Raw genomic sequence first — 25,331 nt, forward strand, 5'->3', positions numbered from 1 at the left:
CAACCTCACACCACGGACATCATCATGAGTAATCCCATCAACCGCCGTTCGTTCCTGGGTTCTTCACTGGCTGCCACCGGCCTCAGCGCTGCAGCGGCCTCCCTCTCCGCCGCAGAACAGACCGCCGCTAAAACCGGTAAAACACAACAGCCCATCCGCAACGAAAAGATTCTGCACGCCCGTCAGGTCGCCCTCGATATTCTCAAGCCGACCCAGAAAGAACTCGAACACGGTCTCGAACTGCACGCGAACTCGCTCGTCTTCGATTCCTACGGCTTCGCTCCCCGGGCCGCCATCGATGGTGACAAACTCGCCGCAGCCATCAATGATCACGCTTCGACCGCAGAACTGCAGGACCTCCGCGAGGACATGTCAATGACCCGCTGCGTCACCGATCCCGCCGAACAGCGCGAATTCAAAGAAGCCTTCGATGCCGCCGGCGTGACCTGTATCTTTCAGAACGCCGGCGAGGAAGGGCAGGACCCCATGCGACTCATCAAGCGTCTCGCACGGTTCACCTACACGACCGACATGCTCGCCGATTTCGTTCCCAAGGCGATCACCCCCGATGACATCGAACAGGCTCAGAAAGAGGAACGGCACTGTCTCTATCTCACGGGCAACGGCGTTCCCCTCACACAGCAGTGGGAAACGACGACCGACGAAATGAAATACATGCGGATCTTCTTCCAGCTGGGCATCCGCATGATGCACATGACTTACAACCGCAGGAACATGCTCGGTGATGGCTGTGCCGAACCAGCCAACGCGGGACTCAGTGACTTCGGTCGCGAAGTCGTGCGGGAAATGAACCAGCTCGGCATCATCCCCGACGTGGCTCACTCCGGCTGGCAGACCAGCCTGGAGACAGCCCAGGTTTCCGAAAAACCAATGGTGGCCAGCCACTCCACCTGTGCCAGCCTGCATCACCACATCCGCAGCAAACCGGACAACGTGATCAAAGCCATCGTCGAAACCAACGGTCTGATCGGCATCTGCTGTATCCCCCGTTACCTGGGAGGCAGCGGCGATATCAGCCGGCTCATCGATCATATTGATTACGTGGTGAAGAAATTCGGTATCGACCACATCGCCATCGGCACCGATGTCGCTTACACATCCCGCAACAGTACCCTGGAAAACAAAAAGGTTCCCCGGGCACCCCGTTCGCGGACACCCTGGCGGAGCCTGTGGCCGCCCGACAGCTTCCGCACGACTTCTGAAATGAGCACCAGCGTCTCCTGGACCAACTGGCCTCTGTTTACCGTCGGACTGGTCCAGCGGGGCTACTCCGATGAAGACATTCAGAAGATCATCGGCGGTAACATGCTGCGGGTCTGTCGCGAATCACTTTCCTGAAATGAACGACGCTCCTCTCTGAAACAAAGAACACGCCATGCGCATTTTAATCACCGGCGCTGCCGGCTACGTGGGACGCTATTTCAGCCAGCACTGGCAGACGGACGACGAACTGGTCCTGGGTGACATCCACCCGAATCCGGACGACGCCCGCTATATCCCGCTGGACATCACTGATCCTGCGCAGACCCGGGCCGCCATGCAGGGCATCGACGCCGTCGTGCATCTGGCCAAGCAGGCGGACGAAGGCCCCATGGAAGGGGATGAATTGAACAACCGCCGCTTTGACGTGAATCTCAAAGGGTCCTTCAACCTGCTCGAAGCGGCCCGCGATGCGGGTGTCAAACGCTTCATCTTTACCAGCACCATCATGACGGTACTCGGCTATCAGGCACCGGAGTGGGTCGCCTCGGATGCAGCGCCCCGGCCCGTAGGTTCGTACGCCCTGACGAAGCAACTGGGTGAAGTGATGTGTGCGCACTACGCACAGCAGCACGGCATGTCCATCGTCTGTCTGCGGATTCCCAAGCCGATCGACCTCGATCATCCGCTCTGGAAGACACATCCGCTGCGGCCACAATGGGTGCCGTTTCCGGATCTCCTGCAGGCATATCAGAAAGCGGTGACCGCTTCTATCGCAGGCTGTGAAGTCATCACCATTGTCGGTGAAAGCAAACAGCGCCGCTGGGATCTCAGCAAAGCCGAACAATTGCTCGGCTATCGACCGACGCTGATCCCGGAAGAGCTCGGCTACCAGATGGGCAGCGAAGACCAGCCGATTCCGGAAGAATCAAATTACGCGTGAGCAGGTTTACTGCTCAACGCGACAATATGGGAGTGCCTTCTCGAGCTTGGCGATGCCCTCTTCGGTGATCTCGGTACCATCGATGTAGAGGGTGCCCAGATCTTTCAGCTTCTTCAGCGAGGGAATGCATTTATCGGTCACGCTGGTGTTCCGCAGATTCATATCAATGATGTTTTCCAGCACTTTGATTTCTGCAATCCCCGCGTTGCCGATTTCGGTATCGTTGAGCTCCAGCCATTCCATGTCTTTCATCTTGGCCAGATACTTCATTCCCTCATCGGTGATCTGCGTGTTGCGCAGCCACAGTCGCTGCAGCCGGGTGAGGCTCTTGATCTGCTTCAGACCTTCATCGGAAATTTGCGTGTCCCGCAGTAACAGCACGCGGAGTTTTTTCAGTCCTTTGATGTGAGCCAGCCCCTCGTCGGTAATCTGGGTTTCGGAAAGTCCCAGTGTCTCCAGGCTCTTCAGATCGGACAGATGTGTCAGCCCATCGCCGGTGATTTCCAGGCCGGTCAGGAAGAGTTCCTTCAAATTGTCCAGCCCCTTAAGGTGCTTGAGACCCGCATCGGTGACCTTGGTCCGCGACAGGTTGAGTACTTCCAGGTTGGTCAGCTTTTTGAATTCCGCCAGCCCGGTATCCGAAACGGGAATGCCGTGCAGAGAGATTTCCCGCAGACTCTTGAGCGACTTGAGATGCGACATCCCATCATCGGTCACCTTGGAGCCCGAGAGATCCAGCTTTCGCAGCTTATTCAGCCGACCGAGGTAAACCAGCCCGTTGTCGACGAGCTTGGAACCGGAGAAGGAGACCTGGGAAATATTCCCGTTGTAGTCCATCTTCAGGTTCGCACTGATTTCCTTCAGGGCTTTGATATCTGTTTCCAGAGTTGATTCCTGTGGAACATCTTCCTCTGAATCCGTGGCAGCTTTGCTCATTATTTAGGCCTGTTTGGAATTGAAAAGTCTGACTCTGATCAACGTGAAGCGGCTAAGGATCGACTCAGTTTTGTGCTCAAATCGGGAAACGAATATACACCCGAACACACCTCGTCCGTACACATCGCTTCATTCACCCGGATCTGGTGCCAAGTATAATATACACATAATTCCGCAAATTCGCATGTGAACGAACGATTTTTTCCTGAGGAATCCCCCTGTCACAGGCGACAAACTCACTTTACAGGCGTCGGTTTCCAGTTCAGGTGACGGAAAATGAAATCAAATGTACCCTGACCATTGATGGTATGCGGGCCATCGAAGTATTCAATCTCCGTGCGATCGCCAATGCCCATCTGCGTATAGAACCGTCTGACCTTTGCGTATTCGGCGGCCACCCATTCATCGGGGGCGACTCCGTCATTGTGTCCCCGTTCCACCATGAAGGGCCGGGGCACCATCAGGTATGATAGCTCAGCGTAATTCGCGACGTGCCCCATATTCCACTCGAAGATTTCATACTCGCCGTGAAACACATAGCTGTAGCGATGCGCGCTGTCGGCATTTTTACGCACCCATTCATTGAAGTCTCCCGAACAGATCGAGAAGACGTACTGTTTCACAAAGGGAGGCACCCGCACTGCGGTCTTGCCGCCGTAAGACAGGCCGTAAAATCCGATCCGCTGCTCATCCACAAACGGCAACCCACTGAGCCACTCCAGCGTACGTTCGTGCTGGGGAATGATGTAGCTGTAAAGCGACCGCTGCAGCGGGTTTGATTTCCGCTGCAGTGTCCGAAACCGATCGCGGCCTTTATACGGGTTCTGCGGGGCATAGACAATCAGCCCCCGCTTCACTAACTGCGCGCTGAAGTTTTTGTACGCGGCAAACGCCCGGTCTTCCGCCTGGATGGTATCCATGGGCGTCCCCTCCAGTCCGTGCTGACAGACGACTACAGGCCGTCGTTCACCCGGCTTGAGATCGCGGGGAATCAACAGAATTCCGCCCGCCACGATGTCAGGCTGCACATCCAGCATCACCTCGTAACCCACATACTGGTCCTCATCCAGTACCTTGCGGGTTTTCACATTCAGCGGAACCGCCTGCTCAGACGCCGGCAGGCGACCGATCAGTTCGTCATAGACCTTGTTTCGCAGTCGGTCAGCATCCTTTTCCCACAGCGCGACCGACGTATATTTACCCGGCTGCCACTCTGCATCCCGATAACGGGCTGAGCGATTAAGTAACTCCTGTGTGAACGCATTCATTTCATTGAACTGCTGCTCCTGCCGGGCAGCGGGATCGACCTGAATCCCGTCAGCTGTCGGCTGCAATACGACGGGGGGAATCATCTTTCTGTTCTGTCGGATGCGTAAGCCGAACAGAAAATCAGCCAGCGCTTTCCCCGACCCGGCTGGTCCGGTTCCCCCATCCGATAAGACCAGCGACAGGTTCCGTTGCAGTCCCAGCTGTTCGAACACGGGAAGTGCCCGCTCAAATTCGGCTTTCACAGACTCCGGTTTCGCAATCTCAATCACGCCGGGAGCCGCAGAAGCCCGCTGCCCCTTTTGGGGAGCAGGAGGTCCTTTCACAACCGGCACCGCACATGCCTCGATCACGCAGGACCGAGGCGCAATCATCGCCGCGATTTCCGCATCGCCGAATTCGGTCAGCTGACTCCAGACGTTACGATAAATGGGCTCCTGCCAGACCTGTTCCCGCTGCTGAAAATAGCCGGCGACCCAGGTCGCTTGAATTCGATAGTCGGCAGCCCCGCTGAACAACGCCAGCAGACCACCTTCACCCACTCCAACCACACCGACAGGTAAGATGCGGCCTTCCTGTTTGTCGAGCCGCTCAAACTGATCGACGGCCGCCATCACCTTCTGCACTTCATAACCGATCACATGCCGTCCCATTTCGAACGCCATGCGATAAATAAACTCGCGGTGCGGCTGATTGGTAAAAAACACCTCAGGGTGACCGGAATGCTGTGCATCGCGACTGATCAAAGTCGGAATTACCACCTGAATGCCGCGCGCAGCCAGTGCCAATGGAATCTGAGCCGACTTCGGAACGCCCGGTTTCAGGCCGACAAACATCTCCGGCGTCCAGTCCGCATCGGGGAGTGCGACCACGCGGGCTTTGATCTCTCCCGTGGGCTGCAGCAACAGTCCCGTCGCCGTCATTCCGTCCAGAACCTGCCAGCGGACGGCATGGATCTTAAACTTTGAGTCGCCATCGACAGCGAGCACTGATGATTTTTCGGTCGTACTCAGCAGTTCAAAACCAGGCCCGCTCACACGCGGATCAACGGCACCGATAATTTTCTTAAACCGCGCGCGATTGTCTTTGATGCTTTCGATGAACGCAGCGTGACTCGCAAAATCGTAGTTCCATTTTTGCGGACGCAGCTGAGGTGACTCCGCCAGTGCCCGCAGTGCGTAGTCATCGATACCCGCCACCATGTGCTCGTCGAGGGGCACGCTCAGTTTCAACGGCGCGGTTCCCGGCAGGGGATCGGGCAGGTCCAGTGTCTGCGCAGCCACGAAGGACGGAAACGGAACGAGCAATAACAGAGCCAGCAGAGGGGACGGGAATCGCATCGGGACACCTGATCGAAAAAAGGAAAGGCAGCGTCGGCCCGCTTTCAAGAACCGTCGCTGCCTGGAATGAGTGCCTACTTCGCCTTGTTGCCGAACAGCAGGATTTCATCAAAGTTGCCGGTATCATCGAACGAACCGATGCCCACCTGTCCGGACAGGAAGGTCTTGTCGGTCGCTGTCATCACCGGTTCTTTCATGTTGTCGAAATAGACTTTGATCGAACCCGTTTTGGTATCGCGAACGATGCGGGCGTGATGCCATTCGTCGTCCCAGTCGGTCCCCGGTGTCGTCTTGGTCGAGATCTTGGTGCGGGGTTTATCGTTGACAATGAAGATCTGGTTGGCGTGGTCGTCGGTCTTCTTGCCGAGATGCACGTAATAGAAATGCGCATCGTCCTGGTAATCGAAGAACAGGCAGAGGTCCCGGTGTCCGTAATCGGGAATGGTCGACTGCAGCTTGACGTCAAAGACGAAATCGCTGACCTTGATGCCCTTCAGCAGGGCTCGGTTGTAAGGCGAACGGACTGGCGGCTCGAACTTGCTGCGTTTCTTGAACAGGCTGAAGACATGGTTGTCCCCCTGCTTGATCAGCTTCCAGGCTTTGTCGTCTGTAGGCAGCCAGTGATCGGAACTGCCCGACTGGAAGTTCTCGTGAAACAGTAAAGGCAGCCCCTGCATGCTCTGCGGGATCTGATCTTTCTCAAATGTCTTCAGTGGAGCCGGCTCTTTGGCCTCGACCGCGGTCAGGCACGCGCCGGAAATCGGCAGCAGCCCACAAGCCAGACTGGTGATAAGGAGGGAACGCAACATGGAAATACTCCTGTCTCTGTGAAAGTCTCCGGCAGAAGGTCAGCACCAGAAATGCACCAGACGTACCGGATGAGTTCGAAAATCCTGATTCAGTTTTAGAATCTATCAGACAGGATCAGCAGCCGTTTTTCAAGCATCAGGCTGGCGATCGCGGGGACGTGGACGCTCGGCTCCCGGTTTCCGGTCCTCGGGCTCATCCTCCCGATTGCGCTCTCCCCGCCCGCCGGGACCATTCGGTCGGCGGCCATTGGGATTCAGAAAGCGACCGCCGCGCGTTCCGCCATTTCGTTGACGGAACGGGCCATCCAAAGCACTTTTGTCACCACCACGCGCCAGGTCGATGGCCACCTGCTGTGCTTCCCGGGCGCGCTCTGTCAGCTCTCGACGGACCTCTTTGGGCAGGTTGTCTCTGAGATACATGAATTTCAACCGTTCCTGCAGTTCTTCCGGTGGATGTTTCAACAGATCCTCTTTATCCTTACGATCCAGCCCTTCAAAGAATGTCTGCAGTTGACCTTCGGAAACAGACATCTGGTCCAATTGGTCCCGGGTCGACATGATTAACTGATTCATCAGCCCTTTCGCCAGAAAAAGGATGAGCAGTCCCCGCTTTTGGTCGTCCCTGAGATTCGGTAAGCGAGCAGGCCCACCGCGAAATTCATCAGAACCTCCCTCGCGGAAGAAGTGATAGTCATCCTTTTCAATCAACTCGAAGACCCTGTTAACAACTTCCGGCTGAGGCCAGTCCGAACCCTTTTTTCCGTCCTGCTGCTTGACCTGTGCAGCTGCACGTAACACGGCCAGCGACTTCTGAAAATCGGTTAATTCTGATTTGGGTTTCGGATACTTCACCGGCTCAGGCAGGCTCTTTTCGATCACTCCGACCACCTGCTGATACAGCTCAGGGGAAACAGGCTGAGTCCGAATCATAAACCACATACCCGGAGTTCGGCTGTCGATTTTCAAGATCCGCATGACTTCAAAATAATTGCGATAGCGTTGCCAGCGCGAGCTGTTCTGATGCTCCGCGCGGAACTTACGAATGAGGGCCATGCGCTCTTCCGGGGTCTCCGCTTTCCGCAGGTCTTCCTGTTCCCAGGGAGAGAGCGTGCGAACCCAGTCCTCGTAACACCGCATCACGCGGTTGAGCTCGGGACGCTGCTTAGTGGCTTCATGAATTTTACGGTAGCGGGCTTTTTCCTCGGGAGACAGCTTCTGGAACTTCTCGTAGTTGCGTTTGAGCTGCGCGCGTTCTGCAGGAGACATCGACTCGATTTTTTTGCGATTGTCCTGCTCCGACTCTTCCGACCCCGCCGCCCCCAGCAGCAGCATGCCTGCGCAGAGCAGGGCCAGCGCCAGTCCGCCGGCGCGCATCGTCAGCAGACCTGCTCCCGAGTCATCTCCGGAACGGGCGGTGACGGTGCTGCCTGACTGCGGTTTACTGCTGCGCGGTTTCATCGAAGGTCCCCGACTTTGTGAGTTCTTCCAGGAATTCCAGACTCTGCACTTCCGAGTAAGTGTCCAGATTCTCAATAAACGAGAGCTCCCTGATCAGCGGATCGGATTCATCCGGCACCCACTGATTGGTAATCAGATATCCCAGGAAAATCGAACAGGCCAGCCCCACGATCCAGCCGGCTGAGATCGCGGCTTTGCGGAGTTGCGCCCGTGTCTTTTTCGTCATGCCGAATCCGGATGGCTGCTGATCATCAGCGGCCTGGGCTTCCAATTGAACGGTGCGGATGCTCGAGAGGGTTTTGTCGGTGAATTCCTCAGACGCCTTGGAGATCGGCAGACGATCCAGCATTTCCCAGGCGCGCTCCAGCCCATCGACGCGTTCACGCGTGGACTCGTCGTTCGAGAGCGCCTGCTCGACTTCGATCGCTTCCTGTTCGCTGACCTCGCCATCGAGGTAAGCCACCAGTTTCTCGAGTTCCTGTTCTGTGATGTCTTTGCTCATCGCACGTCTCAACCGTTGATATGTTTTTCCAGTTGCACCCGTAAGTTTTCCCGGGCACGTGACAGTAATGATTTCACCGCCGCCTCGGACAGCTTCATCGCGGCCCCGATGTCGGCGTAACTCATCCCTTCAAATTTGTGTAACAGCACTGCCATCTGTTGTCGTTCGTTCAATGTTTCCAGTGCCTGGCGGACCACCGCCTGGGTCTCTTTCAGTCCGATCTGGCGCGAGGGCATCATCCCGGATTTTTCCATTAACAGCTGCTCTTCCGGACGCATTCCCAGCGGGCCGGAATCCTGGGGATTGAGGGCCACCTCTCTGCGGCGTCCCTTGTTGCGGCGGGAGTTGCTGGCCAGGTTGTTGGCGATGCGAAACAGCCAGGTCGAAAATTTCGCCTTCGGCTCATACTTGTCGCGTGATCGATAAATCCGCAGAAACACTTCCTGCGCCAGATCTTCTGCTGCCTCCTGATTGCCCAGCAAATGGCAAAATATGCCGACGATGCGGTCCTGGTATGCTGCTACCAGATCAGTGAACGCACCTTCATCGCCGGCCTTGGCGCGCAGCATCAGCTGTACGTCAGGGTCCCGTAAGTATGGTGAATTCATGATCTCAGTAGTAACCACAGCTGACTTCAGGCTCCCCTCTATGAGGCCAGTTGCCCCACGTGTATTAAACACACAGCGTAACACAAAGTTTCTCTCAGAGTTTGGGAGAAACCCGCTTTTTAACTGTTTCGCTGCACGATTCTAACGGTTATCGTCGCTAAACCCGGCAGTCAACACAAGCTGTTCCCGAATGAAAATTGCATTTCGGATCCGCATTCCCTGCCGTATTTTATTTTAGCAGGTAGTCGCCCACAGGGGCCTGGTTATGATAAGATAAAGTCTTCCGACTGATTTTCTGACCTGGTTTCTCGCCTCCTGCCAGTCCCCTGAACCCGCCGAGGACGGTCCATGACGTTAAATTCGCTCCCTTTGAGTTATTGCACGAACGTGCATCCCGGCCTGACAACCGCGGAGATTCTGCAGAAACTCGATGAATTTACCCTGCCGATTCAAGAGCAGCTGGGATCACCGCTGGCCGCAGGTCTCTGGCTGGCACAACCGGTGATTGAGGAAATCCTCTCAGAGCCAGAAGGCATCGCCCGCTTCGCCGAACAGCTGCAGCAGCGCAACCTCACCTGCTACACGCTCAACGCGTTCCCCTACGGCAATTTTCACAGCGAACGCGTCAAAGAGAATGTCTACCTCCCCGACTGGACAGAACCCGAACGGCTGGAATACACCAAAGGCTGCGCCCGCGTTCTGGCGGCATTGTTGCCCGAGGGAGTCGAAGGCAGCATCTCTACAGTCCCCCTCGGCTTCAAAGGCTTCGAACATCCCCGCGACTTCAGTCAGCAATGCGTCGACCAGCTGATTGAGCTGGCCGTCTTTCTGAAACAGCTGCAGGACGAAACCGGACGCACCATTCGTCTGGCCATAGAACCCGAACCGTTCTGCGTGATTGAATTCACCCACGAGTTGATCGTCTATTTTGAACGGCTCTACGAACGGGCCGCCGACAAACAGCTGCTGGGCGTGGTCCGCGAATTCATCGGGGCCTGCTACGATATCTGTCACCAGGCGGTCGAATTCGAAGACATCCCCGGCTCGATCCGGCAGATCACCCACGCGGAAATCCGCATCAACAAAATTCATATTTCCAACGCCATCGAACTCAACGACCCCTGGAATAACGAAGCAGGACGCACGCAGCTTGCAGACTACGCCGAGCCCCGCTACCTGCACCAGACCATCGGCAACCTCAAGAACGGCGACCTGTACCGCATCCCCGACCTCGACCGGGACTTCCTGCTCGATCCGCATCCCCGTCTGCAGGAAACCGAACGCCTGCGGGTGCACTTCCACGTGCCCGTCGACGCGCAGACCCTGGGGTCGCTGGGAACCACACACCGCGAACTGAGACAGGCACTGTCCACGGTCAAGGAACTCGACTACGCCCCGCACCTCGAAGTAGAAACCTATACCTGGGAAGTCCTGCCCGGCGATCAGAAACCATCGCTGGTCGACGGATTGACGCGCGAACTGCAGGCCGCCCGCAAACTGATTGATTCGCTTTAATCAACTGAAGTCAACTATCATGCGTGAGCTATTACTCGAACTCGAACAGGCCGTCCAGCAGCAGAAACCCGTCTGCTACACCTGCCTGGTGGAAACCCGGGGCTCGACCCCGCAGAAGCCCGGGGCCGCCATGCTGATTTTCAGCGACGGTTCCCAGGTAGGAACGCTCGGCGGCGGTTGTGTGGAAGCCGAAGTCAAACGCCGCGCACTCCGCGTGCTCGATTCGGATGCCCCGGAAATCATGACCTTCCAGCTCGACAACGATTACGGCTGGGATGACGGCCTGATCTGTGGCGGACGCATGAAAGTACTCGTCGATCCGGTACGCAATGCTGATGACTTACAATACTTCCGTACGATGCTAAAGCAACTCGCCGCAGACCAGGGTTGTACCGAAGCCATCGTCCTCAACCCCGAATCGGCCGAAGGCATCGCCGAAACCGATCGCTATCTGATCAACGCGGATGCCGAGATCGTCGCTTCGCGGGGCAATCCCCAGCCCCCCGCACAACTACAGGCCGGTCTCAAACCGATCCAGAATCGACCCCGGCCTTACGTCAACGCGGGCATCGCCTATCTGACCTTTCACCAGACCTGCCAGCTTATCGTTATCGGCTGTGGTCATGTGGGACAGAAAGTCGCCGAGTTGGCCAGCGATGTCGATTTCGAAATCATCGCCGTCGATGATCGCCAGGAATACTGCAACGCCGAACGCTTCCCCTCCGCGAAACAGCTGATCGTCGGCACCTTCGACACCACGCTGGCCGACCTCCCCATCAATCGGGATACCTTTATCATCATCGTCACACGGGGACACAACCACGATGAAGAGGCCCTGGGTTATGTGGCGCAGTCGCCCGCCCGCTATATCGGCATGATCGGGAGCCGCCGCAAAGTCAAACTGATCTTCGAGGACCTGATCCGCATGGGCACGCCCCGCGAAGCCCTCGCCCGCGTCCACGCACCGCTGGGCTTCGACATCGGCTCACAGACGGTCCCGGAAATCGCGCTCAGCATCGTCGCGGAACTGGTCGCCTGGCGCAACCTGGATGAAGTGCCCGCAGCCTATCAACGGACCAGCCTGGTGGAAGAACTGAAAACCCCCGACCCGGCCTGAAGCATCAGACCGGCATCATCTCGACAGTCGGTTACTCTTCCCAGTCGTCGGGATCTTCGAATTCCTGCTCTTCCGCGGAAGAGACCTCGGTCGCTTTGGCATCGCCGCGACGGAAGACAGCCACCACATCTTCAATGGGCACCACGTAGAGCACGTTGTCCGGTTCGAAATCGACGGGGATCGCTTCGCTGGGGTTAAACAGGACCTTGTCGTACTTCTTGATCGGGAAATCATCGTCCCGCGCAATCTGCACGCTGATCTCCACCACCCGGCCGGTGATGTTTGGAATTTCCGCTTTGTCGGGGAGCACAATCCCCCCTTTGGTCGTCTGACGACTTTCATCTTTGCGGATGAGAATTCGCATTCCCAGTGGTTCAACCCAGTCTGACACTCATATCTCCCAGTCTAAAACCAATATTTAACAAACAACGGTAACGCTGAAGTTTTACGAAAATAAGCAGTTCTGCCCCAGATCGCAACAGAGACAGCCCTCTCATCATAGGCCATCTGCACCCCGAAAAGAACCCCGAAAATCAGGTGTCCGCCCCGGGACACGCACGATTTGCCTGTAAGCGAGAAAGAATTCCGCGTCCGAACTCCCTTCCTCACATACAGAATCCCCGATATTTGTGACAGAGACCCGTCACCAGTGCGAACTGACCACTCGAATTTCCGAGTCCCTGTTGCATCGCCGGTTGATAATGTAAAATGTACATCTATAAAGAAAGTAGCATACGCTCTGATTCACACTCTGGGAGCTGTATTCACAATTTCCCGTACTAATATTCAGGAGACCGACATGGACAAGCAGACAATGATTGAGAAACTGAATGAAGATCTGGCGAGCGAACTGGCCGCCATCATCCAATACACCACCTATGCCGCCAAGGCATCAGGCCCTTACCGTCCGCAGCTGACTCAGTTCTACCTGGCAGAAGTCCCCGATGAACTGGCACACGCTCAGTACCTGGCGAATAAAATCGTCGCTCTGGGTGGCGAACCGACCACGGTCGCCGGCAAGGTCAAAGCAGCACAATCTAACCGCGAAATGCTCGAAGCGGTCCTCGCTGCCGAAAAAGAAGCAACCGCCGGCTACACCCAACGGGCGAAAGAAGCCGACGAACTGGGCGATAAAGGCATGGCCGTTCAACTGGAAGACATGGTTCGCGATGAAAGCGGTCACGCGGAAGAAGTCGAACGCATCCTCAAGGACTGGCCGGAATAATCGCGCCGTCCTGAATTGAAAAGTCTCTACACAGACCCGTCCGCTTTACTGCGGGCGGGTCTGTTTTTTTCATCGACTCTCAGTTGGTCAGGGTGCCAAAGAAAAACGGCATCAGCTGATGACCTTTGGGCAGCAGCAGGTTGCTGGCACCGGCGCTGACTTCGTCATACTTGTTGGACTGATCGGGACGCACCCTGGTTCCACAAATGCCGAACGGCACATAGCCGTGGCTGTGCGTTTTGGTTCTGAGAAACGTCGGATGATCGGGGCAGACCAGGATGCGATAGTCGCCCTGTTCCCGCAGATATTCGTGCACCGGCCCGACAATGTGCTGGTCGATATTTTCCAAAGCCTTGATCTTCTCGTGCACTTCCCCTTCGTGCGAGGCTTCGTCGGTCGCTTCCACGTGCACCACGACGAAGTCCGTATTCTGCAGGGTCTCAATCGCGGCACGTCCCTTGGCGGCGTAATCGGTGTCGGTGTAGCCGGTAGCGCCTTCGACTTCAATCACATCCCAGCCCAGCAGGCGTCCCAGACCACGCAACAGGTCGACGGCAGTAATCACCGCGCCGCTCTTGCCGAACTGTTCCTGGAACGGCGTCAAAGCCGGGCGGCTTCCCTGGCCCCAGAGCCAGATCTGCGTCGCCGGCGGATTGCCGTCAGACCGCTTCTGATTCGCTTTGCATTTTTTGAACAGTTTCTTGCTGCGTTCCATCAGCTCCAGCAGCAGGTCGCTCCCCTTGCCCGAGGGTAAATCCTGACCCACCGGTTGATCGGTCAGATCGTGGGGCGGAATGGTCGTCGTCCCTTCATCGAAGGGCTGATCGTCGGCGTCTTTAGCCCGGTAGACGAGCAGGTTGCGGTAGCTCACCCCCTGGTGAAACTCCCACTGTGGATCGTCGGCGGTCGCTTCCTGTAACAGGCCGATCAGCTCCGCACCCACCTCGTTGGGCAGTTGGGACGCGGTGAAGCTGGCCATGTTCCCTTTGTCGATCGTCACAAAATTGCAACGGATGGCCCAGTCGTGCGGACCCAACTCGATTCCCTGGGCGGCCGCTTCCAGCGGGGCTCGTCCCGTATGAAAGACCAGCGGATCGTAGCCGAACAGGCTCATCGTCCCCACATCGCTGCCCGACGGCATCGACGCCGGCACCGTGTCGGTCCGGCCCAGAATACCTGCGGACACAACTTCATCCATGTTTGGAACGTGAGCAGCCTGCAACGGGGTCTTACCCCCTAATGCGTCCTGCGGTTCATCCGCACAGCCATCGGGAATTACGAGCACATATTTCATGTTTTGGGACACTTACTCTCAGGCGGGATAGAAAAAGGAGTCAAAATAGACCTGTCTGGTCCTCAATATCCTGAATTTCCAGCCCGCCTGCAAGCTAACCACGCCACGAATTTCTGAACCCACTCCTATCAGACATGCCTGTGACAGAATCACGATTTTCTTAAGCTTCTTACTCCTTGGGAGCAGGGTCAGATACGACGAAATCCTTGTAAGGTTCCATCTCCGCCGTGATGACCTCCCACGATTTCCCCATTTCGCGGAACTGGTTGAAGTCCTTCGGCTTATAGGAAAATTCGAGTTCCGGCGTTTTGATCTTCGCGTACCCCTTTTCAAAGCAGGAATGCATGGCAGCATCCAGGGCACCGGTCATCAACAACGTCCGCTCACAGGGGTACGGTTCTTCCTTGTTCACGAACAGATACTGAATCGCATGCGAGAAGGCGCGGAACAGGTTCCGGTTACCCCAGGGACCAGGGAAGAAGGTCGTCGCCTTCGGCGCCGGCTCCCCTTTGATCGAACAGGCGAAGTTCCAGCGAACCCCGTTGGAACCAATCCGCAGCATCGTGGCCCGGAAGCCGTCCTTGTACTCCAGCAGAATCCCGTGCGGTTCGCGCGTCCCTTCACTGCCGATCGGATCGAACAGCCCCCGCTTCGTATCGCCCAGCTCGGCCTGCATCGCAGCTTCGGCCAGCTTCATCGACCAGCGGCCCTCCTTACCCGCTTTGATCAGGTCGTCCCCCTTGAGGAACTGCACGCTCGAAATGCCGGTCTCGCCCCCTTTGCGGAACTCAACCATCGACTGCAGTACTTCCAGGCCGTGGATGTCGTACTTCTCGATCGGCCCGCCATGAATGGAGACGGCGTCTTCGATCTCGGTGCCATAAGGCAGCTCCAGCGGAATCGTCCGCTCCGCGAGGGGCACCGAGCTGCCGACCATCATCGGGAAGCCGTGCTTCCGCGAGGTGTCATACATTTCGCGGGCCCAGTCCCAGCGGTAGGAAAAATGTTTGTCGCTGAAGACCGGCACAAAGCGGTCGGACTGTTCCATGACCTTGACGATCGCATCGAAGAACCGCTTGCGGGGATACTTGGTCTGCCCGTACTTTGTATCGGGATAGTCGCCGTGCTCGCCAATGGACAGGACGGCGTCGACCGCCAGTTCATCGCCGCCGTTACAGAGTGCTTCAGGGATCGTTTTATAAATGGGAATGTCGAACTGCTTCGCGATGCCGCGAGAGAGATCGCGGTCGGTAAACTGATCACCGTAGAAGGAAATCACATCGCACTGCGGCTCCAGCAGTTTGCCGTTAAACAGGTAAGGCCCCAGGAACGGATGCAGAATGTGATAGGCGTGCGACAGATAGAAGCACTGCGTATAAATGGCAGCAACCTGCGGTCGTTTCGTACCGGCGGCAGCCTGCCCCGGATTCAACCAGTTGAGTCCCGCGGTCCCCGCCAGGGCGGCGGCTCCCAGTTTCAACAGATCACGGCGGGAGAGCGATTCAGACAAAGGGTGCGGCAGGTTCGCAGCGGACATAGGGAAGACTCCTGTGGTGGGAACAAGCGAGGCGAGAATCAGTCCCTCTATCGTATCAGATCATCCAGATCTCTCCACCTGTTTTTGGGGAGGGTGCGAATTTTTGTGTGGGATTTTGGGAGGTGAACTCAACAGGTGAGGTTTGGATTGATAGCAATTTTTATCTGCTCTGTTATCCATATCTCCTTATTGTTCTTCATCTAGCAAATGACTTCTATCAAATGGTTGAAAGTCCTTCAGAAATTTCTGTGTTGAAACGCCCTCTGATATATGCTCTGTTTGATCCGAGGAGATATTAGCAATCGCTGACAGTAGAGGCTCTATATCTATTTGAGCAACGCGTGTCGCCTGCTCATATAGATCTGTTAAAAGTAACTGTGTGGGTAGGTCATAACCTGAATCTGCAATTGAAATAAACGAAATGAGACGACGAAGGAGTGGTTCATCAGAGCTATCACGAATCAGCCAGGATTGCTCGTCACAAAGACGAAAAATATTAGACTGTACATTATCCATGCTCCAAATATTTTGTCGAATCTCTTCTCGTTGCTTGTGCTGGGCATTCAAATATTCGTCTACGAGTTCGAACATCAGTCCACGATAAACTCTCCAGACTTTTCCAAATTCAGTTTGTCCTCTTGCTTCCAAAAATTCCAAGTATTCTTCTTCCGACATTTCAGGGATACGACTTAAATCGTCGTCAAATTCATCATCGTCCTCTTCAATTTGTTCAAAACGGGCTTCAATATCTTCTAGTTGCTTAAAAAGACCGTCTATCATTTCACTCTGCTTCTATGTGCTGGGAGAGGGCATAAGGGTCTGACCCCTTTTTTCTTCTCCACCTGTTTTTGGGGTGGGTGCGAATTTTTGTGTGGGATTTTGGGAGGTGAACTCAACAGGTCAGATTGGGCTTTAACAAGACTTCCATAAATTGACCGAAGTTTTTTCGATCCGGAAAATATAAGCCCCATTCAGTCCTGTCCTTTTTTAGCAAAAGGTCCCTTACCAAACAAAGCCTTTAGTTTATCTATAAGATCAAGAATTAATAACAGTGGAATGAAAATAAAAATTATTACAGACGTGCAAAATATTAGTGGTACACAAAAAACAATTCCTATAGTACAAATAGAGTCTATTCCGAAAAGCATACCTAAACTCGTTAATATTATTCCGACTGCAGATAACATAGCAGACAGGTAAACCCAACAGTTAAAGTCGAATAAATACTCTTTCATTTTAGTATTTGCCCCATGCCATTCGGCAGAGAATCAAAGGTTATTGTGTCAGTTTAAGGTTCCTGGCAATCTTTTTCTATCTGATTTATCGCTGGCTTGATGTGAACGGAGCAAGACACATGCTTCCTCTTGGATATTAAACATGGCTAATCGTTGGTTTACATTTTTATATAGTGCGCCGGACTTGCCTCAAATTGCGAACGACCTTTGTGACAGTGCAGAGTTCGACCCAATTCATCTTCCTGCAGAAGTGAGAAATGATGCATTCGAACTTCAATGTCGAATATGTGGGGCAACACTACGCGCTGATCTATTTGTCTTGTCTCGAGACTCGATGGGGGAGAAGATACTTTCAGAAATAATAGCCGATGTAGAAGAGTCTGATAATAATGAGGGTAAACGATTAGTTCTCGACCATCTGAAAAACACTGGATTAATTATACAAACAATCAGCGAAGATGACCCCAACTGCGACTGCGATTTCAGGTTTCACCAAATTGTAGGGAGAGGCCACTACCTGTGGTACGTCGACGGTCAATTTGCTGACGAGGTAGATGTGTGGCTGAGTCTTAGTGCTAATGAAGACAGATAAAACATAGTGAAATAGGTGTCAGCAACTGTGTTGCCCTCTGCTAAGAGGTATGAAGTGTTTGATTCCAGTGTCAGTTTAAGGTTCCCGACACCATTTACTCTGCGGTTAGGCATTCGCGCATCTGATTTATTACCTGTGCTGCAACGTATCCAGGGTGTGAGAGTGCCCTTAACTCATCCATGATCAGAGACAGGGAGAATGGAATCGACATGCAAATATCACCAGCCATTTTTGAATCTCTTGATGCTATCCAATGGCTCAATGCCTGCGGAAAGGAGTCATCTCTTTCATCCGAGAAACATTTGAGGCAGGTGCAATCTTGGCAAGAAGCCGACAATTCATATAACGAAATCTGGGAGACGATAAAAGAACGGCAACAGCATTCAATTGCCATGACCCTGGCAACTCAATATCGAGATCAATTTAATCAATGGAATGAGCTCATTGACGTGGTGAGGCAAGAGGTATCACAGCGGGTCGCTCCCGCAATTGCTGAAGTCATTGAGGCAATTGGACTGAATCCTTTCTACTCAAGCGTAATCTGTCAAGACATTCAGTTTTACGTCATGGAAATAACGTACGCTCAGTATGGGTGTGTCATTTCGATATTCTTCAGGAACCTGTTCACGATTTACAGCATGGGGCACTTCCCTTGTGGATGGGGAGGAGGGAGCTTTCCGAACGGTTTTCTTTTGTACTATTGACGTTTGTCACCTACTTCACTTTGACTTGTAAAGGTGCCATTCGTGTCAGGAACCGTTTTCAGACGCTCCCTATTCTATCTCTAATCTTCCGGCCATAAATCGTCTACCAGCGTGCCTTTCATTTTTTCTACCATTGCCTCAGTCAACTTCAGCCAATCGCCTGTAATATCATCTACTGATTCAAAGGGCGTTCTCACACCGTACTCATGATACAAGTACCAATCAGTTAGGTTTTTCCCATAATCGGTCATTACTTCTGAAATGACTTCAGCTGCATGTCTTCTGGTAATTGCCATCAGAACACACACCCTGCCTGCCTGGCCCTGTTCGCCAGCATCATCAACGGCAATGCTCTGTTTTTTCTGAAAGCAATAGGTGTGCAAGATAATCATACAAGCCAGCGCATCGGTTTCGCTGGATTTTTTATCGAGTACGGACTTGCATAACTCAACGTAAAATTCGTGCTTCGTCATGGTGCACCATTCATCATCACCCAGCCTGCAGAGAATAAGAAGTAAATTCAAAATCAGCCAGTTGAATTAGATTTCTTTCCACGCCCCTTCTTCTGCAATATATGGCGTAATCATCTCATTCGTGATTTCAAACAGTTCCTGACGATCCCTGCGTTTATAGTACTTCTTGTACCTTGTATCGATCAACATGAGAGCTTTGAGGCGCCCTTTAGCAACCATCGGCACTTTGATTGCCTGCTTCTCTATAATCGGTACCTCTGGCAGTTCTACGGACAGTGGGGAAATCGATGTACTCAAACGCCAGGATTCCAGAATCGCATCAGGGGTCCTAACCAGTGCTCCATAGTCCCCATTCGGGAACCCAAAATTTGACAGTTGTTTATACCAGTCTTCATTGTATTTGAGAGGGAAGCGATTCTTTTTCCAATCGAAGTTCTCGTTCACAAAGAACAAACTCAATCGATTGATTTCTATAAATTCTGTTTTTCTATCAAGTGGATGATCGGCGACAGTATTAGGAGATCTCCCCCAGACCTCTAACTGAAGTGGTACCAGGTTATGTCGAATGCTGTAGTATGCAGCTTTGATTTTCTTTGCCAGGTTTCGATTTTGTTTTCCTAAAGAAAGGGAATAGTACCCCGCGTGCTGGCGTTGCCAGTTGATGCGTCCATATTCAAAAGGATGGTCAGGGTCATCACTTAATTGTTTCAACACCTTCTCAGAAATGGCTGTGTGAAAATATGCATCTCCTGGTAGAAAATAGGGAGCAGTCAGTATGTGCCTGTCAGCGGCCATCCCCCTTTGACAGAAGCAAAACAGCATCAGCATCAAACTTGTAAAATATTTGTATCGAGCGTGCATGTAATTGTTTCCTCATGTAATTCATGATTCTTAAAACAGAAAAAAGGATTTGACCCCAAATCCCCCTCTCTATACGAGTCATCAACAATCACACAATCGGGCAGGGCCATTTTCAACTCTGCAATCCCTGCTTCGGTGCCCCGGGTGTTCCTGATATAAAGCGTTCGTAAATTACTGAGGTCATTCAGATGCAGCAGTCCTGTGTCGTCGACCTCGGTATTCTCCAGGCTGAGATATTCCAGATCCATCAAGTCTTTTAGATGTTCCAGCCCGGAACCAGTCACCTGGGTCCCATTTAGGCTGAGCCGTTCCAGGTTCAAGTGTCCTGCCAGATGGACCAGATCGGAATCACTCACTTGTGTATGATCCAACCAGAGAAATTTCAGACTTTTGAGCTCTTTGAGGTGTCTCAGAGCGCTGCCGGTCATCGGCGTGTCGTTCAGGAAAAGATTTTCCAGTTTTGCCAGCCCCTTAAGGTGGATCAGCCCGGTATCGCTGATTTTCGTCCGACTCAGGTTGAGCTGTCTCAGGTTCTTAAACTCTTTCAGGCAAGCAAGGTCGCTGTCAGTTATAGATGTTCTGTAAAAGTTAATGCGAGTAACCGATTCAAGGGGAATGAATCGATGGTTTCTCAAGGTGTTCTGGATTTGTTCTGACGGGAAACCTTCCATCTGATCTTCAGGTACCTCATGACTGATTCTGCCCCCCAAAGAATTGATCCGCTGAATGACCTGATAGTCGTGCACAGGCTGAATTGTAAGGACCAGAATCAGAACCAGAAATGCCAGCAAACCTAAGAGGGTGAACCATTTATAATTGAGACCCGGTTTCCGTCTGCTTTCTGAATGATGCACCATCAGATTTCAATCCAGTAGATTATAATCTAACTATTTCCATCTGCCTGCCCCAACCGGAGACAGGTCTTTCTTGAACAGAACAAATGCCAGATTCATTTCTGTTCGACCCTGTCTATCAAAAGTTCCTGACATCTTTAATTGTCAGCACATGTTTTACTTCTGATGATTTGCCAGTTCACTGGAAATCGAGTTTGGCAAAACCTCTCCTTATAGTATGCTGTGTTCTGGGAAGGCCTTCTTTGGGTTGGCGTGGGCAAAACATTTGACCAAGGAAGGTCCTATGTCATTTATATCAGCTTTCAGCATGAATGCAGCACCGTTTTCTCTTTTTAAACGGAGGACAGAAAGGGTGTCAGAAACCGTTTTCGGATTGCAGAAGAAATATCGACGAGCGATTGTAGCTGGGTTGCTTACCTTATCTAGCACTGCATTGGTTGTGTTTGTTTTTTGGAGTGCAAATGACAAAGAAAACAATAATCAGCTCGAAAAATACTACGAAGATGTTTTGCGTCGTGAGACCGATTTTAGTGGTCCTCCGATGGCCAAAGTTATATCGGCTGATCTTGGTGCCCCTGTTTCAAACGTCATAATTGGTATGACGTTAATCGGTCCCGACGGAGGTGATGGGGGCTCTCAATCTTTCGTTACTGACGAAGCTGGTATTGCTCATCAACATATCCGTCTAGCTCCAGGTCGATACCAGTATCATCTAACTCCCGACCCTAAAACTAGATTCACATGGACAGGATGGACCCCAGGCCAACCATACATTGTCATTTCTGGCGATGAAACAACTTCGCTTCCGCTATTGCGACTAGATGTTGCAAGCAATAGATAGCAACTTTTGAACACAAAAGATTCAGCCCTCTAAGCCATCCAGTAGTATCGCTCTAAACTGGGGCAGACACAGTTTCCCAAAGCCACAGCGTAACGGAGATCTAATGCGATTCCGTTGCGGGGACGGCCGCCGGTGTTGCTGCGGCAGCAGCGGGGGCGGGGGGATTGGGTTTGAAGCGGGTCACCAGAACTACGCCGCAGGCTCCGATCAGAATCGTCGTGATCAGCTGACCGAGTGGGAACCCTTCCGGGGCCGACCAGTTGTTGGCGGAGAAAATCGGCATCAGAAAGACGAGCGTGTTGACAGCAGGCGTTCCCGAGAAGACCAGCGGAGGCACGGTCAGCGGTCCGGTGGGCCCCAGGCGGTTGATCGCCAGGATGATACACAGGTTACCGCCGACGCCGAACAGCCCCGCGATGAGGGCTTTCACACAGCCGTCCACAGAAAACTGTTCGCTGACCGGCGCACCGCTCAGAAACAGCACGTAAATGCCCAGAGCCACCACGGCAACCAGGAAGTAGCCTTCGCCAACGTGCGTGAGCGCTCGCAGGCTCTTGCACAACTTGTTCTGGCCTTTCATCGCCACGCTGCCGGAATGGATCAGCGCGACGTAAAGTCCCCAGCTGAGGACCGTCCAGGCAGTTGCGATTTTCCAGGCCTGGTTCGGCGCCGCGGACCCGTGATGTCCTGTGGCGGCGATTTCTTTAAGACCGATCATGTGCCAGCCGAAGACCAGCAGCAGAATGAAACCGATCGCGAAGAGCGCCTTGTATTTCACCGGCCAGCTCTCCTTTGTCGGCGGCTTCGTGATGAGCGCGTAGAGGATACTCACCAGGGGAACCCCGCAGAACACAAGCGGCATTACCTGGCCGTGTCCGCTGGGACAGTACTTCAAAGCATAGGAAAGAGTCACCGCACCACTGGCAACGAACAGACCGGCGATTCGTCCGATCCGGTTCCCTTTTGGCGTGAAATCTCCATCGTCGATGCCTTTCTGTTTCAAGATTGGCAATGCGACGTACCGCACCAGCAGCCAGGCCACCAGCAGGTAGGAGATGCCAACTCCGATGGCCGCCATCCAGTTGTTGCCCTGCAACGCCCCGGTGGCTCTGCCGAACCGGGAGCCATACAGCCCCCAGCAAATCCAGACGCCGACGACATAGGTGAACCAGAAGCCAAAAATCGCGTGAGCTATATTCACCGCTCGTACTTTCCTGTTGATATTCTATAGACCCGACGGATAGCGCTATTCATTTCGCACGTGGCTCGGATTTTATCAGAGACGGCGAATGTTTTCTACTTGCCCGGCCAGATTTTGCATGGTGAGAAACAGAGCGCCACTGGAAATCCATTTTCAGCTGAACAGGCGCAGCGAATTCACATAAATGAAAAGAGAATCGGGCACTACACGATTCGCTGCAGGCTTAAAGCGGGCGACCTGGCACCCGTTCACTGCTCCGCATCAATCCGATACAGGTTGTCGACCGTGCGGATAAAGATGCTGCCGTCGGCGATGGCGGGCGTGCCCCAGGCTTGCTGGTCGAGCTTATTCACGGCCACCACTTTCAGTTCGTCACCAGCCGCGATGACATGCGTGTTGCCATTGGAATCCAGCGCGAACAGGTGTTTGCCGTCGGTCCAGGGCGACGCCCAGAACGCGCGGGCCCCCGGGACGCGGCTCTCATATTCCAGACGCCCCGTTTCGAGATCGACACAACGAATGATGCCTCGCCGGCGTTCGAAGAAATACAGGTTACCGTCTAACCAGGTCGGCGATGCCATTTGAATGCCCGAACCATCCATCCGCCACTCCACGAACTCCCCCTGCCTGCCGTCGCCCGGCGGAGTAATATCGCCCGTGCCACCCGGTTTAACAGAGTAGAGCCGCCCGCCGCCGTCATCATCGCCGCCCCGATTGCGCAGTTCGTTCCCGATGATCAGCCGATCGCCCACCGCAACGGGGGTCGCCGAAGAACGTCCTTTGTTCATATCCAGCGTCCAGAGCAACTTTCCAGTCGCCGGATCGTAGGAGCGATAGACGGTGCCCCCCACGATCAGTTCATTCCGCAACGAATTCTTCCAGATCATGGGACTGCTGTATTGCGACTTTTCATCGCGATTGACCTTCCAGATTTCCTCTCCGGTTTTCGTATCCAGGGCGACGAGGAAGGATTGCTCCTGGTTATCAACCTGAATGAACAGCCGATCTTCGAACAGCACCGGCGAGCTCGACGTGCCCCAGCCGGCCCGCATCTCATACACACCCAGATCTTTCTGCCACAACACCTCACCTTTCAGGTCGAGACAATACACGCCGTTCATGCCGAAGTACGCGTAAATCCGTTTCCCGTCTGTGACCGGCGTTTCCGTGGCATAGGTGTTGGTGCTGTGCCGCGGCATCGGCGGCTTGCCTTCTTTCACCGTCTTCTTCCAGATCTGCTCGCCAGTGGCGGCATCCAGACAGACCACCTGGTATTGAAACAGCACGTTGACCAGATCGTTACGATCGCGGCCGTAGCCACCTCTGTTGGATTCCGGCCGGGCAACGTTTTTCTTTGCGGGATTGGCAGGCACCGCAGCCGTCATGTAAACGCGGTTCTCCCAGACAATCGGCTGCGACCAGCCTTCACCCTCAAGGGGCTTCTTCCAGCGAATATTGGTTTGCTCTCCCGCAGCATCCGACCAGTTGACGGGCAGCGGCGTCGCAGAGACCGCATTCGAATTCGCACCGCGGAACTGAGGATAGTTTTCAGCCAGGCACGTTTGACCCACGGACAGCACGACGAACAGCACGGTAAGTTGAGAAGTAAAATGCATAAAACTCTTCCTGACATCCATAACACAAACAGCGGCTATGAATCATTGAGAACCATACGAGAAATTATCTGACTTACAGATAGTGTAGAGGCTACCAACGAGAAAGAAATAGCAATTCTGTGTGAGAACAAAATCGCTGTCAGGGACTTAATAGAGTAATAATGCGGATGCGTCCGGATGGACATCTGGATGAGCATATCAGCAAATCGGTTTCAAACTGAAATACTTATTTGCTGTTCAGTTGGATAACTGATAGCTTGAGACGGAAAGAATTCCTGCCTGTCTCTCGTGAACTGTCAGAGAGTTAGCTCAAATACCAGGGGAGTAAAAACTGATGTTGTTCTGGAAACGAAAACCCAAAGACCCCGGACCGCCAACACACGGTCCTGATTTCTCCCATGTTGATTCACTGGAAAAAGCGCTGGCTCTGGTCGAAGCAGGAGAACTCGAAGTGCTGTACCTGATGCCGCCCGAATTCGGCGGTCCTGAAGATCCTCGGAATATCGTTTACGTTCCGGTGGGAATCGCGGAAATCAAATACAGTACCGACATGAATATCATTGCGCCGCTGGTTGAGTCCGGCAATGTGCAGCATTATGCAGCTGTACCCGAATATCGAGGACGCAGCTTTATACCCATGGCGATTAAAATCGAGGCGACCGACCCTGGTCGATTTGAAAGCGAAATCAACATCTGGGGTGAAGCACTGGACCGCGAAGATGAACTGGAACTCGAACCTTAAGGGGACAAAAAGGCTCGGAGTCTTTTAATCAAAATGACAGACCTGGAATCTACTCTTAATTGGAAGGTCTGTAGGGATGCGAGCTTTGAACTGTTTCAATTTCCTTTTGAGTTAGCGGCACAAGTCGATGTTCTGGATCATCGACTCCATCATTCCCATACTCGATATACGTCGTCGATAATTTGCTGGTGTATGCTGTGACTTCCTTTAATGACTTAAATTTTTTACTGCCGACCAGAAAATCGTCCAGCTTACATTTGTGATTATACATGTGCCCTAAATGATATTCGCCGTTTTTCATCTTGATCAGCACTGCACCTTTTTTCCATCTCTCATTTGGATGGACAGTCACATCCCAGACAGTACAACTGCATATTAAAAATATCACGATCGTTAACGAAAAGTATTTCACGGTTTGACTCTAACTCATATGAAATGACA

The 25,331-nt window shown here is 53.4% G+C and carries 25 protein-coding genes; 10 read left to right on the forward strand and 15 right to left on the reverse strand.

Features of this window, described 5'->3' with window-relative positions; translation table 11 throughout:
• Window positions 1-24 precede the first annotated feature (24 nt).
• Window positions 25-1,359 carry a dipeptidase gene (locus tag FYZ48_RS16970; protein ID WP_187782079.1) on the forward strand — a complete coding sequence of 445 codons (1,335 nt, stop codon included), beginning with the start codon at window positions 25-27 and terminating at the stop codon, window positions 1,357-1,359.
• A gap of 37 nt (window positions 1,360-1,396) precedes the next feature.
• On the forward strand, window positions 1,397-2,164 hold the full coding sequence (locus FYZ48_RS16975; protein WP_149342465.1) for an NAD-dependent epimerase/dehydratase family protein: 768 nt from the start codon (window positions 1,397-1,399) through the stop codon (window positions 2,162-2,164).
• Between the two features lie 6 nt (window positions 2,165-2,170).
• Here FYZ48_RS16975 and FYZ48_RS16980 read toward each other — a convergent pair whose 3' ends face one another.
• From FYZ48_RS16980 to FYZ48_RS17005, 6 genes are all read right to left on the reverse strand, one after another.
• Window positions 2,171-3,100 carry a leucine-rich repeat domain-containing protein gene (locus FYZ48_RS16980; protein WP_149342467.1) on the reverse strand — a complete coding sequence of 310 codons (930 nt, stop codon included), beginning with the start codon at window positions 3,098-3,100 and terminating at the stop codon, window positions 2,171-2,173.
• Between the two features lie 236 nt (window positions 3,101-3,336).
• The gene (locus tag FYZ48_RS16985; protein ID WP_149342469.1) at window positions 3,337-5,706 is read right to left on the reverse strand and encodes an alpha/beta hydrolase family protein; all 2,370 of its coding nucleotides are present in this window, start codon (window positions 5,704-5,706) and stop codon (window positions 3,337-3,339) included.
• Between the two features lie 74 nt (window positions 5,707-5,780).
• Entirely contained in the window at window positions 5,781-6,515 is a 735-nt protein-coding gene (locus tag FYZ48_RS16990) for a hypothetical protein (RefSeq protein ID WP_149342471.1), read from the reverse strand.
• A gap of 129 nt (window positions 6,516-6,644) precedes the next feature.
• Window positions 6,645-7,973: a hypothetical protein gene (locus tag FYZ48_RS16995; RefSeq protein ID WP_149342473.1), complete on the reverse strand. Its 1,329-nt coding sequence runs from the start codon at window positions 7,971-7,973 to the stop codon at window positions 6,645-6,647.
• Entirely contained in the window at window positions 7,954-8,475 is a 522-nt protein-coding gene (locus FYZ48_RS17000; RefSeq protein WP_149342475.1) for an anti-sigma factor family protein, read from the reverse strand. Before FYZ48_RS17000 ends, FYZ48_RS16995 begins: the two co-directional genes overlap by 20 nt.
• Window positions 8,476-8,483: 8 nt before the next feature.
• Entirely contained in the window at window positions 8,484-9,083 is a 600-nt protein-coding gene (locus FYZ48_RS17005) for an RNA polymerase sigma factor (protein ID WP_242022695.1), read from the reverse strand.
• 348 nt (window positions 9,084-9,431) lie between these two features.
• Here FYZ48_RS17005 and eboE point away from each other — a divergent pair, with 348 nt between their 5' ends.
• Window positions 9,432-10,598: a metabolite traffic protein EboE gene (gene eboE, locus FYZ48_RS17010; RefSeq protein WP_149342477.1), complete on the forward strand. Its 1,167-nt coding sequence runs from the start codon at window positions 9,432-9,434 to the stop codon at window positions 10,596-10,598.
• Between the two features lie 19 nt (window positions 10,599-10,617).
• The gene (locus FYZ48_RS17015; protein ID WP_149342479.1) at window positions 10,618-11,715 is read left to right on the forward strand and encodes an XdhC family protein; all 1,098 of its coding nucleotides are present in this window, start codon (window positions 10,618-10,620) and stop codon (window positions 11,713-11,715) included.
• A 31-nt stretch (window positions 11,716-11,746) separates the two neighbouring features.
• Here FYZ48_RS17015 and FYZ48_RS17020 read toward each other — a convergent pair whose 3' ends face one another.
• Entirely contained in the window at window positions 11,747-12,106 is a 360-nt protein-coding gene (locus tag FYZ48_RS17020; RefSeq protein ID WP_187782080.1) for a co-chaperone GroES, read from the reverse strand.
• Window positions 12,107-12,514: 408 nt separating this feature from the next.
• On the opposite strand from FYZ48_RS17020, the gene FYZ48_RS17025 reads away from it, so the two are divergent.
• Window positions 12,515-12,940: a ferritin-like domain-containing protein gene (locus tag FYZ48_RS17025; RefSeq protein ID WP_149342482.1), complete on the forward strand. Its 426-nt coding sequence runs from the start codon at window positions 12,515-12,517 to the stop codon at window positions 12,938-12,940.
• Window positions 12,941-13,019: 79 nt separating this feature from the next.
• Here the strand turns inward: FYZ48_RS17025 and FYZ48_RS17030 are convergent, their stop codons facing one another.
• From FYZ48_RS17030 to FYZ48_RS17040, 3 genes are all read right to left on the reverse strand, one after another.
• Window positions 13,020-14,234, reverse strand: coding sequence for a cofactor-independent phosphoglycerate mutase (locus tag FYZ48_RS17030; protein ID WP_149342484.1), 1,215 nt, complete (start codon window positions 14,232-14,234; stop codon window positions 13,020-13,022).
• A 169-nt stretch (window positions 14,235-14,403) separates the two neighbouring features.
• Complete coding sequence (locus FYZ48_RS17035; RefSeq protein ID WP_145443340.1) at window positions 14,404-15,771, reverse strand: hypothetical protein; 1,368 nt, start codon at window positions 15,769-15,771, stop codon at window positions 14,404-14,406.
• Between the two features lie 186 nt (window positions 15,772-15,957).
• A complete protein-coding gene (locus FYZ48_RS17040; RefSeq protein WP_149342486.1) occupies window positions 15,958-16,551 on the reverse strand; it encodes a hypothetical protein in 594 nt (197 codons plus the stop codon).
• 597 nt (window positions 16,552-17,148) lie between these two features.
• Here FYZ48_RS17040 and FYZ48_RS17045 point away from each other — a divergent pair.
• Together FYZ48_RS17045 and FYZ48_RS17050 are read left to right on the forward strand one after the other, a co-directional pair.
• On the forward strand, window positions 17,149-17,598 hold the full coding sequence (locus tag FYZ48_RS17045) for a hypothetical protein (protein WP_149342488.1): 450 nt from the start codon (window positions 17,149-17,151) through the stop codon (window positions 17,596-17,598).
• A 209-nt stretch (window positions 17,599-17,807) separates the two neighbouring features.
• Entirely contained in the window at window positions 17,808-18,302 is a 495-nt protein-coding gene (locus FYZ48_RS17050; RefSeq protein WP_149342490.1) for a hypothetical protein, read from the forward strand.
• 80 nt (window positions 18,303-18,382) lie between these two features.
• Here FYZ48_RS17050 and FYZ48_RS17055 read toward each other — a convergent pair whose 3' ends face one another.
• The 3 genes from FYZ48_RS17055 to FYZ48_RS29290 form a co-directional block, all read right to left on the reverse strand.
• Window positions 18,383-18,775 (reverse strand): hypothetical protein, encoded by a 393-nt coding sequence (locus tag FYZ48_RS17055; protein WP_149342493.1) that lies wholly within the window; start codon window positions 18,773-18,775, stop codon window positions 18,383-18,385.
• 66 nt (window positions 18,776-18,841) lie between these two features.
• A complete protein-coding gene (locus FYZ48_RS17060; RefSeq protein WP_149342495.1) occupies window positions 18,842-19,636 on the reverse strand; it encodes a hypothetical protein in 795 nt (264 codons plus the stop codon).
• Window positions 19,603-19,956 carry a hypothetical protein gene (locus FYZ48_RS29290; RefSeq protein ID WP_187782081.1) on the reverse strand — a complete coding sequence of 118 codons (354 nt, stop codon included), beginning with the start codon at window positions 19,954-19,956 and terminating at the stop codon, window positions 19,603-19,605. The genes FYZ48_RS17060 and FYZ48_RS29290 overlap by 34 nt, the downstream gene beginning before the upstream one ends.
• A 12-nt stretch (window positions 19,957-19,968) precedes the next feature.
• On the opposite strand from FYZ48_RS29290, the gene FYZ48_RS29295 reads away from it, so the two are divergent.
• Window positions 19,969-20,292 carry a hypothetical protein gene (locus tag FYZ48_RS29295; RefSeq protein WP_187782082.1) on the forward strand — a complete coding sequence of 108 codons (324 nt, stop codon included), beginning with the start codon at window positions 19,969-19,971 and terminating at the stop codon, window positions 20,290-20,292.
• Between the two features lie 481 nt (window positions 20,293-20,773).
• Entirely contained in the window at window positions 20,774-21,331 is a 558-nt protein-coding gene (locus tag FYZ48_RS17070) for a hypothetical protein (RefSeq protein WP_149342499.1), read from the forward strand.
• Window positions 21,332-21,431: 100 nt separating this feature from the next.
• Here the strand turns inward: FYZ48_RS17070 and FYZ48_RS17075 are convergent, their stop codons facing one another.
• Both FYZ48_RS17075 and FYZ48_RS17080 read right to left on the reverse strand, forming a co-directional pair.
• Complete coding sequence (locus FYZ48_RS17075) at window positions 21,432-22,532, reverse strand: hypothetical protein (protein WP_149342501.1); 1,101 nt, start codon at window positions 22,530-22,532, stop codon at window positions 21,432-21,434.
• Window positions 22,533-22,780: 248 nt separating this feature from the next.
• Complete coding sequence (locus FYZ48_RS17080) at window positions 22,781-24,148, reverse strand: PQQ-like beta-propeller repeat protein (RefSeq protein ID WP_149342504.1); 1,368 nt, start codon at window positions 24,146-24,148, stop codon at window positions 22,781-22,783.
• Between the two features lie 334 nt (window positions 24,149-24,482).
• Here FYZ48_RS17080 and FYZ48_RS17085 point away from each other — a divergent pair, with 334 nt between their 5' ends.
• On the forward strand, window positions 24,483-24,890 hold the full coding sequence (locus tag FYZ48_RS17085) for a hypothetical protein (RefSeq protein WP_149342509.1): 408 nt from the start codon (window positions 24,483-24,485) through the stop codon (window positions 24,888-24,890).
• Window positions 24,891-25,331: the final 441 nt, after the last annotated feature.

The sequence above is a fragment of the Gimesia chilikensis genome (assembly GCF_008329715.1).
In the GTDB taxonomy this organism is placed as follows: Bacteria; Planctomycetota; Planctomycetia; order Planctomycetales; family Planctomycetaceae; genus Gimesia; species Gimesia chilikensis.

Excerpts from the sequence above, each read along its gene's own strand:
- FYZ48_RS16970 (WP_187782079.1), top strand. The coding sequence starts at position 25 with ATGAGTAATCCCATCAACCGCCGTTCGTTCCTGGGTTCTTCACTGGCT.
- FYZ48_RS16975 (WP_149342465.1), top strand. The coding sequence starts at position 1,397 with ATGCGCATTTTAATCACCGGCGCTGCCGGCTACGTGGGACGCTATTTC.
- FYZ48_RS16980 (WP_149342467.1), bottom strand. The coding sequence starts at position 3,100 with ATGAGCAAAGCTGCCACGGATTCAGAGGAAGATGTTCCACAGGAATCA.
- FYZ48_RS16985 (WP_149342469.1), bottom strand. The coding sequence starts at position 5,706 with ATGCGATTCCCGTCCCCTCTGCTGGCTCTGTTATTGCTCGTTCCGTTT.
- FYZ48_RS16990 (WP_149342471.1), bottom strand. The coding sequence starts at position 6,515 with ATGTTGCGTTCCCTCCTTATCACCAGTCTGGCTTGTGGGCTGCTGCCG.
- FYZ48_RS16995 (WP_149342473.1), bottom strand. The coding sequence starts at position 7,973 with ATGAAACCGCGCAGCAGTAAACCGCAGTCAGGCAGCACCGTCACCGCC.
- FYZ48_RS17000 (WP_149342475.1), bottom strand. The coding sequence starts at position 8,475 with ATGAGCAAAGACATCACAGAACAGGAACTCGAGAAACTGGTGGCTTAC.
- FYZ48_RS17005 (WP_242022695.1), bottom strand. The coding sequence starts at position 9,083 with ATGAATTCACCATACTTACGGGACCCTGACGTACAGCTGATGCTGCGC.
- eboE (WP_149342477.1), top strand. The coding sequence starts at position 9,432 with ATGACGTTAAATTCGCTCCCTTTGAGTTATTGCACGAACGTGCATCCC.
- FYZ48_RS17015 (WP_149342479.1), top strand. The coding sequence starts at position 10,618 with ATGCGTGAGCTATTACTCGAACTCGAACAGGCCGTCCAGCAGCAGAAA.
- FYZ48_RS17025 (WP_149342482.1), top strand. The coding sequence starts at position 12,515 with ATGGACAAGCAGACAATGATTGAGAAACTGAATGAAGATCTGGCGAGC.
- FYZ48_RS17030 (WP_149342484.1), bottom strand. The coding sequence starts at position 14,234 with ATGAAATATGTGCTCGTAATTCCCGATGGCTGTGCGGATGAACCGCAG.
- FYZ48_RS17035 (WP_145443340.1), bottom strand. The coding sequence starts at position 15,771 with ATGTCCGCTGCGAACCTGCCGCACCCTTTGTCTGAATCGCTCTCCCGC.
- FYZ48_RS17040 (WP_149342486.1), bottom strand. The coding sequence starts at position 16,551 with ATGATAGACGGTCTTTTTAAGCAACTAGAAGATATTGAAGCCCGTTTT.
- FYZ48_RS17045 (WP_149342488.1), top strand. The coding sequence starts at position 17,149 with ATGGCTAATCGTTGGTTTACATTTTTATATAGTGCGCCGGACTTGCCT.
- FYZ48_RS17050 (WP_149342490.1), top strand. The coding sequence starts at position 17,808 with ATGCAAATATCACCAGCCATTTTTGAATCTCTTGATGCTATCCAATGG.
- FYZ48_RS17055 (WP_149342493.1), bottom strand. The coding sequence starts at position 18,775 with ATGACGAAGCACGAATTTTACGTTGAGTTATGCAAGTCCGTACTCGAT.
- FYZ48_RS17060 (WP_149342495.1), bottom strand. The coding sequence starts at position 19,636 with ATGCACGCTCGATACAAATATTTTACAAGTTTGATGCTGATGCTGTTT.
- FYZ48_RS29295 (WP_187782082.1), top strand. The coding sequence starts at position 19,969 with ATGGACCAGATCGGAATCACTCACTTGTGTATGATCCAACCAGAGAAA.
- FYZ48_RS17070 (WP_149342499.1), top strand. The coding sequence starts at position 20,774 with ATGTCATTTATATCAGCTTTCAGCATGAATGCAGCACCGTTTTCTCTT.
- FYZ48_RS17080 (WP_149342504.1), bottom strand. The coding sequence starts at position 24,148 with ATGCATTTTACTTCTCAACTTACCGTGCTGTTCGTCGTGCTGTCCGTG.
- FYZ48_RS17085 (WP_149342509.1), top strand. The coding sequence starts at position 24,483 with ATGTTGTTCTGGAAACGAAAACCCAAAGACCCCGGACCGCCAACACAC.